Below are 7,680 nucleotides of genomic sequence, written 5' to 3' on the forward strand. Positions count from 1 at the left end.
GTCCTAAGCCTATTTTCCAATGTAAAAATATTAAAGATAATGGTTATTTGTATAGAGAAAGCTGCTGTTCTGCTCCCTCCTTTTGCACCATCAATTTAGTAATGCTCTCTGCGGAAGAAAAAATGCGTGATGAATTACGTAGTAAAACACTTTCATGGTTAAACGAAGAGCTTGATCGTGTATTGCCCAAACAAATACGTGAAGATACCCGGAAATATTTTTCGAAGAGCAACACATAAAACAAACCTCTCGTGAAATTCCTTAATTAAAGGGAATTAAGAGAGGTTTTTCCTTAGTTCAAAGAATCGTATCATTTAATTAGTTGCGGTCATCCAAAGCACTACTCGAAAATTTTAAATTTAACAGAACCTTATCGAATAGGATTCTCAAAGTTCCAGTTAGTATAAATTGCTGCTGCAGTAACTGGATCTGCGGATGTATCCTCCGTAAAACCGCCTATTAGATTACCCACTCTAAATGTAGGCTCAAATAACTGTTCTTCCTTAGGCGGTGCTGTTGGACCATCTATCCCCAATTTTGTTTCATCTGTAATCACAACTTCCATTCCGTTATCCAACGTAAAGCTCAGTCCGTCATCTCCAACTTCTGTTATGGTTCCTTCGATATTAAGCATTACACTTGCAGCAGGACCTGAATTATCAACCACAATTCTTTCCGTCAAATCTAACGCTGCATCGTTGTTTGTATTTGTTAAAGCAACTATAGCAATCACAGCACAAGCTACTAAACTTCCAACCATTAATTTTATATTTTTCATAATAACCCTCTTTTCTTTTTGTTCATATTCCATCATCTCTTTTTGCATTTTGCTCTTAAATTCTTCGGAAGCATGAATCTGCTTCATCACTTTCTTATAAGCATTCATCACACTTAACTCCCTTCTTCTAAAATACTTTTTAACTTCATTCGTACCCTTCTCAGCTTTGAGCCTACCGTGTTTACTTTCATCTCTAATAGCTTGGCAATTTCTGCAGTCGTATAGCCCTCGTAATAATGTAAATAAACAATGGCCCTCTCTTTGTGATCAAGCTCAAAAATCTCAGGGAGAACAATCTGTTCCTCTTTTGCGACAAACGTCATCTCTTCTGTTATAGGTACCGTCCTCTTGACGCGAGAAGACTTAAAGTAATCCTTGCATTTATTAAAAGTCACTTTGATGAGCCATGCCTTTAAATGTGCTTCATTATCGAAGGGCTTTTTCTGTCTCATCAGTGTCATGTAGACCTCTTGAACAATATCCTCCGCCTCAGACATATTTTTTGTCTGCTGCACAGCAATTCGTATTAAGGTGTCGCTATAAATTTGAACAATCTCATGAACACGTAAGCCGGCGAACGTTTTCATACTCAACCTCCTTCACTTTAAATACGATTCATTTTCGTTCATTCGTGCAACAAAAAAATTTTTTCTCAGAATTGAAATAGATTTGTTGTTCATTTATGACATACATTAATAGAAAAAAGAGTGAGAACTCATCAGTAATAGATAAATCCTCTCTCCTTTTAAAGGTGAAGTGTTTTCTGTTTTTGTATTGCCTCCATGTTGCAGTACTGGAAAATTTAGACATAATGAGTAATTATCACTCTATATGCAGGCGCACCTAAATTATGAAATATAATTGTTATGTCCAATCTTATTTATTTCTTTTCCATTTACAAATTAAAAAGCAGGTCAGTATGTGAGTAATTATGATTAAGCACTTTACGTAAAGATAAAGGAACGTGTTTTGACCATGCTTATTGTATCCCCATAATTTAAGTGCAACTACTCATTAATTATTGAAACAATTGACACTAATGCAGGTCCTCATCTACCATCAACTCCGGTCTAGCAAGTATCCGTTTATTCACAAATAGAATCTTCATCGGTATACTCTTCGAAAATATACAAGATTTAGTTATTTACCTTGCATATTTTGAACTTATTCATATAAAAAAACCCCAATTGTCTAGTAAATTAAAATTTAACCCCTAGTGTAGAGCATGGCTAACTATTTCTAACCAGTAATTGTGGGATTTTAAAACCTCATTTACTTATGGTACGGTTCGCCGCGATTAATTTTAAACCAAAAAAACTCTTAATAAAATGGTTAAATCGGTAACTCCTATTCAACAATTTGGCTCTATAATGAAAATAAGCGCTGTTCCTTTTTACAGAAAAGCGCCGATTGATGAATAGTGGAAAATGAGAAAATGCTGCAAAAATTATTCCTTTGTTTTGTGCTAAAACTACCAGTTACTTGTAGTACATTTTTTCACAATCTTTAAATAGGCAACGTCAATTAATTAAATATTTTTTATTTCTTTTATTCTTTGTCAATCAAAACTTCATTCAAGAAGAAGGACATCATCACCCACATGAATTTCGCCCGTTTTTATAACAGAAGCATATACGCCGAAATAATTGCTTCTTTCTTTTACAACTGTTTTTAACAAAGTCGCATCTTTTTCTGCATTTTCAGGATTAACGGTAATAATCATACATCTTTCACAATGCCTTTTTAATTCTATTTCAACTTTATTCCCTATCCTGACTCGTTTGCCAAACCATTGATCTTCTATAAAGGGGATTTTTTCATTTAATGATATAAGTAAATTAGGTCGAAAACGTCTATAATCAATCTCTGATTTTCCCCATATTTCTTTCAATCTATTTAATGAAGCGTCAGTAACAAGTTGAATGTGTTCTTCTTCAATTGCTCCTAAAGGTACGTAAGTAGGGGGATATGTAACAAGAGAAATTTTCCGTTTCGATTTGTGTTCAATTTCATTCGTTAATTCTTTATCCCCCCATTCAAAAGTCTTACCTTCAGGTGTCAATATTTCGACTCTAGGGTATTCATTCACCAACTCTTTACCTACGAATCTCGCTTTATATCGAACCATTTCTGGAAACTGTGTTATTGTTAAAAATTTTCCTGGTCTTGTTTCATCTAAAAAAGCATGGCTACGGTCTCCGTACAAGCCATATTCCATTATTCTTGTTTTCTGTACGCTCTCTCCATAAAAAGATTTCACAGGATGACGAACAATCTCCTTGATTTGACCGATTATCATCAAATTACCCCCCAGTTTTTTTAGTCTACTTTATCATACATTGTTCAAATTATTCTGCCCAGTTACCATAAAAAGAAAAGGCATTTCCATTTGTTCCAGAAACGCATCCGTTACCTCAACAACTAAAGTTGCTTCATCATAGAAACAACTTTTATATTACTACTATTTGGTTTATGTATTACTTCCTCATCATAAATGCTATATCCTATCGAACTATATAGTTTTAATTTTTTAGTAGCGGTCATACGGACCTTCATAATAATTTAGGAATTTCTTTATCTCGATTATATGCTTTGAATAAAAGCGAAAAGCGGGTATTCATGACCTCATCACGATTTATTTTTCTTCTTCAAAGGACTTCCATTAACTTAAGGCAGTTTGTTAGCAATTAGTTTCCATACGTCTTCAAAACTCTCTTTATAAAGCTCATTATCCCAACGGTCTGCAAAGTATGGATTATGGAAATATACAAATGCTGTAATAATAGCAGGGCCAGATTTTTTTAATCCACTAATGGATTCTGCTTTTTGCGCTAATTGTTTTAAGTGATCTTTAACGAGGATTTGAGTACCCTCTAAATAATCCGTATATAATCGAAACATACGTTTGTTTTCATGATAAAGTTTTTTCTTTGTAGTAGCCAGAAGCCAGAGCCAGTCGTGAAGTGCAACAGCTGAACTTATATCTTTGGGAGGTTCCCATTCTAATAATTCCTTAGAAGTCATTTTTAACCACCTTAGTGCAAGTTGCTGCAATAGGTCCTCTTTATTTTTGTAATGTTTATAAAATGCGGCATGAGTGACTCCAAGTTCTTTTGCAATATCAGAAAGAGTGGTTTTTTGCACTCCTTTTTTCAGTATTATTTCTTCTGTGACAGAAAATATCTTCTCTTTTGTAAGTATTGCCAATATGAACCCTCCTTGTTTATTCTAAGTTTCATTATACAGGATATACTCCTAAGTTACAAAATGTTGACTTTGTAACTTAGAGGTGTATAATAACCCTATCGTTAAGTTACAATATTAATATTTTGTAACTTAACTATTAAATAACAAAGGAGAAATATCATGAAAAAAACATCTACTGAAACACATGATTTGCGAGTTGCACTTGTTACAGGTGGTTCTGGCGGTATCGGACACGCAATAGTAAAAAAATTAGCCGATAATGGATTTGCTGTTGCTGTGCATTATTCTGGCAATAAGCTTAGAGCAGATACTATTGTGTATGAGATTGTACAGCAAGGTGGAAAAGCAATTAGTATAGGTGGAGATGTTGCAGATGAAAAAGTTATGCAAGAAGCTTTCGATATAGTTGAAGAAAAATTTGGGGGTATTGATGTCGTAATCAATACAGCAGGTATCATGTTACTCAGCCCTATCGCAGAGATGGACTTAGCTGATTTAGATAAAATGCACCGCACAAATATTCGAGGCACTTTTGTAATATCCCAACAAGCGGCGCGACGTGTTCGCAAAGGTGGTGCAATTATCAATTTTTCTACTTCTGTTACTCGCACGCAATTTCCAACATATGGTGCTTACGTTGCAAGTAAAGCTGCCGTTGAATCAATGACAATGATATTGGCTCGCGAATTGCGTGGTAAAGATATCACCGTTAATGCAGTGGCTCCAGGTCCAACTGCAACACCATTATTTTTAGATGGAAAAGATGAACAAACAATCGATAAACTTTCTAAAGCAGCACCACTTGAACGTCTAGGTACACCTGAAGACATTGCCGACACAGTAACATATTTAGCAACTTCAGGACGCTGGATAAATGGACAGGTTATATTTTCAAATGGCGGACTTGCATAATTTAAATTAGGAGGGATGGATAATGAGTAGTGAAGAAAAAAAAGTCATAGTTATAACAGGAGCTTCAAGTGGATTTGGTGCTCTAACCGCTCGAACACTTTCAAGAGCTGGACATATTGTCTATGCGGGTATGCGGGAAACAGATGGGCGTAATGCTCCTCAAGTAAAAGCGGTTAACGATTATGCGTCCGAACATATGGTAAATATTAAAGCGATTGAAATGGATGTGAATTCACAGGATTCTATTGATTCTGCAGTGAGAGAAATTTTAGCAGAACATAATCATATTGATGTCTTGATTCATAATGCCGGACATATGGTTGTTGGTCCAGCAGAGGCGTTTACGCCTGAGCAACTAGCGGAAATGTACAATATAAATGTGTTATCGACTCAACGTGTTAATCGCTCTGTGCTTCCTAACATGCGGAAACGTGGACAAGGCTTGATAATTTGGGTGTCTAGCTCAAGTGTAAAAGGTGGAACACCACCTTACTTAGCGCCTTATTTTGCTGCAAAGGCAGGTATGGACTCATTAGCAGTATCTTATGCGGCTGAACTGGCCCGTTTTGGAATAGAAACTTCAATCGTGGTACCAGGTTCATTTACAAGTGGAACGAATCATTTCCTTAACGCTGGTCAGCCACAAGACAAACATGTACAAGAGGAATATGATGCTAAGTACAAAGGTTTAATAGATCAAATAAGTGAAAAGCTCGCTGCTATTTCCCCCGAGCACGCTGATGTATCTATGGTATCTGATGAAATTGTACGTATTGTATCTCTACCAAAAGGTGAACGACCATATCGAGTACACATTGATCCATCAGATGATGGATCAGAAGAGGCCTCAGTAGTTGCTGATCGTGTTCGAACAAAATTCCTTACTAGAGTAGGCTTAGATGATCTACTTCCAAAAACAATTGAACGAGCTGCTGAAACAAAATAATTTGATTTGTAGGCTGGAACGACAGAAATAGTACCAAATAATGAGCAGAATAAATCAAACAACATTTGTAATTCTATCAGGAGAAGAATTACCTCCCTTGAAAGGAATGGTATATATTGAATTACGGCATTTAGAATACTTTTTAATGGTGAGCAACGAACTACATTTTACAAAAGCAGCAGAAAAATTAGGAATTACACAACCAACTCTAAGTCATCAAATCAAGGTTCTTGAACAAGAAATAGGGTTTCCTCTTTTCAATCGTATTGGTAAGAAAGTTGAACTTACTAAGGTTGGAGAAATTGTACAAAAAGAAGCTGTAAAAATTCAAATTTCCTTACAAAATATATCCTCACAGATTGAAGCATTTACTAAAGTAAAAATAGGTGAATTAAAAATTGCTGTGTTACCAGGAGAAATAACGGATTTAATATCTACTTTGTGTATAAAATTTAATCATTTATATCCAAATATTAAAGTCTCAGTTCAAAGTACTGACCAAGTAGAGAAAGCTGTTTTAGAAAATCAAGCTGATTTTGGTATTGGTTTTCACTTTAAACAACTCGATTTGTTGCAAGTTATTAAATTATATGATGAAGAGTTTTATCTGATAAGTAATAGTAAAGGTAGTGACAACAGTATTTCCTTCACTACTGTATTAGATAGACCACTTATCTTATTTCCCAAAATGCATCAATGTAGAAAAATACTTGATAAGACTAGCGAGCAGGTTGGTAAACCATTAGTACCTATTGTAGAGACATCTAGTATTGAATCTATATTAAAGCTAGTTCGAAGTGGGACTGGTTGTAGTGTTGTTTCACGTACACTATACGACTTTTATGAGACAGGTGATTTATATTTTCAACGAATTGAAAAGCCATCTTTAAATGGAGAAGTTTCGCTTACAATGAAAAAGAACAGTTTTATAAATTATGCAACACGTGGTTTTATTGAGTTGTTAATAAATGAAATAGAGAAGCTGCAATTTAATGTAGAAAAGTATTCCATTGAAATTTTAAAAGGCCTCATACGATAGATAATATCTATAATTATTATAGAAATAATTAAATAGATAAATGATAAATACTCTTTTACAATAATGAAAGCCTTTTGTACAAAGGACTTTTAAATAAGAAAGGTGTTTTAGATTATGCTTAATGAAGTAGCAGGTATTAAAATTCCGGATTCTATATTAGCAAAGGATGCAAGAGATATTTTGAGAGAGCACGGAAATGATTTATTATGGAATCATTCAAATCGTGTATTTCTATTTGGTGCCATTGCGGGAAAAAAGGCAAATAAGAAATATGACTTAGAGTTACTGTATATCAGTGCATTATTTCATGATTTAGGGTTAACAAAAGAGTATAGCAGTCCAGATTTACGATTTGAAGTAGATGGTGCAAATGCTGCAAGAAGCTTTTTGCAACATTATCAAGTTCCAGATGAGACGATTCGTCTTGTATGGGATGCAATAGCATTGCATACAACAGTTGGTATAGCAGAACATAAAGAATCTGAAGTCTCATTACTGAACTCAGGTGTTGAGTTAGATGTTATAGGGAGAGGTTTTGAACAATTTCCAGCTGACTTGAGAGAAGAAATTGTAAAGGCATTCCCACGTAATAATTTCAAACAAGATATTATTCCAGCATTTTATGAAGGTTTTAAGCACAAACCAGAAACTACTTTTGGTAATATTAAATCTGATGTCGTTAAATTCTTTGAACCGAACTATAAACAAAAAAATTTCTGTGAATGTATATTACATTCACCTTGGAAAAATTAATCAAACAAAAGTGTTAATTTTAGGTTTATACCATCAATTTTAATC

Annotated in this window: 8 protein-coding genes and 1 pseudogene; 5 read left to right on the forward strand and 4 right to left on the reverse strand. The window is 34.5% G+C overall.

All coding sequences use genetic code 11. The features are described from left to right. A pseudogene (locus V7164_RS04890) lies at positions 1–239 on the forward strand (Rrf2 family transcriptional regulator); the annotation flags it as partial. 131 nt (positions 240–370) lie between these two features. On the opposite strand, the gene V7164_RS04895 reads toward V7164_RS04890, so the two are convergent. The 4 genes from V7164_RS04895 to V7164_RS04910 all read right to left on the reverse strand — a co-directional run bounded on the left by V7164_RS04895 (position 371) and on the right by V7164_RS04910 (position 3,985). Then, entirely contained in the window at positions 371–886 is a 516-nt protein-coding gene (locus V7164_RS04895; protein WP_335347763.1) for a hypothetical protein, read from the reverse strand. A gap of 5 nt (positions 887–891) precedes the next feature. Further along, positions 892–1,365 carry an RNA polymerase sigma factor gene (locus V7164_RS04900; protein WP_335347762.1) on the reverse strand — a complete coding sequence of 158 codons (474 nt, stop codon included), beginning with the start codon at positions 1,363–1,365 and terminating at the stop codon, positions 892–894. Between the two features lie 983 nt (positions 1,366–2,348). After that, the gene (locus tag V7164_RS04905; protein ID WP_335347761.1) at positions 2,349–3,077 is read right to left on the reverse strand and encodes an MOSC domain-containing protein; all 729 of its coding nucleotides are present in this window, start codon (positions 3,075–3,077) and stop codon (positions 2,349–2,351) included. Positions 3,078–3,445: 368 nt separating this feature from the next. Beyond that, positions 3,446–3,985 carry a TetR/AcrR family transcriptional regulator gene (locus V7164_RS04910; RefSeq protein ID WP_335347760.1) on the reverse strand — a complete coding sequence of 180 codons (540 nt, stop codon included), beginning with the start codon at positions 3,983–3,985 and terminating at the stop codon, positions 3,446–3,448. 159 nt (positions 3,986–4,144) lie between these two features. On the opposite strand from V7164_RS04910, the gene V7164_RS04915 reads away from it, so the two are divergent. The 4 genes from V7164_RS04915 (at position 4,145) to V7164_RS04930 (ending at position 7,635) form a co-directional block, all read left to right on the forward strand. After that, on the forward strand, positions 4,145–4,897 hold the full coding sequence (locus tag V7164_RS04915; protein ID WP_335347759.1) for an SDR family oxidoreductase: 753 nt from the start codon (positions 4,145–4,147) through the stop codon (positions 4,895–4,897). A 22-nt stretch (positions 4,898–4,919) separates the two neighbouring features. Continuing rightward, on the forward strand, positions 4,920–5,843 hold the full coding sequence (locus tag V7164_RS04920) for an SDR family oxidoreductase (protein WP_335347758.1): 924 nt from the start codon (positions 4,920–4,922) through the stop codon (positions 5,841–5,843). 40 nt (positions 5,844–5,883) lie between these two features. Then, complete coding sequence (locus tag V7164_RS04925; protein WP_335353503.1) at positions 5,884–6,882, forward strand: LysR family transcriptional regulator; 999 nt, start codon at positions 5,884–5,886, stop codon at positions 6,880–6,882. A 114-nt stretch (positions 6,883–6,996) separates the two neighbouring features. Continuing rightward, complete coding sequence (locus V7164_RS04930; protein ID WP_335347756.1) at positions 6,997–7,635, forward strand: HD domain-containing protein; 639 nt, start codon at positions 6,997–6,999, stop codon at positions 7,633–7,635. Positions 7,636–7,680 lie beyond the last annotated feature (45 nt).

It is taken from the genome of Bacillus sp. JJ1474, from assembly GCF_036965225.1.
In the GTDB taxonomy this organism is placed as follows: Bacteria; Bacillota; Bacilli; order Bacillales; family Cytobacillaceae; genus Cytobacillus.

Excerpts from the sequence above, each read along its gene's own strand:
- V7164_RS04915 (WP_335347759.1), top strand. The coding sequence starts at position 4,145 with ATGAAAAAAACATCTACTGAAACACATGATTTGCGAGTTGCACTTGTT.
- V7164_RS04920 (WP_335347758.1), top strand. The coding sequence starts at position 4,920 with ATGAGTAGTGAAGAAAAAAAAGTCATAGTTATAACAGGAGCTTCAAGT.
- V7164_RS04925 (WP_335353503.1), top strand. The coding sequence starts at position 5,884 with ATGAGCAGAATAAATCAAACAACATTTGTAATTCTATCAGGAGAAGAA.
- V7164_RS04895 (WP_335347763.1), bottom strand. The coding sequence starts at position 886 with ATGAATGCTTATAAGAAAGTGATGAAGCAGATTCATGCTTCCGAAGAA.
- V7164_RS04900 (WP_335347762.1), bottom strand. The coding sequence starts at position 1,365 with ATGAAAACGTTCGCCGGCTTACGTGTTCATGAGATTGTTCAAATTTAT.
- V7164_RS04930 (WP_335347756.1), top strand. The coding sequence starts at position 6,997 with ATGCTTAATGAAGTAGCAGGTATTAAAATTCCGGATTCTATATTAGCA.
- V7164_RS04905 (WP_335347761.1), bottom strand. The coding sequence starts at position 3,077 with ATGATAATCGGTCAAATCAAGGAGATTGTTCGTCATCCTGTGAAATCT.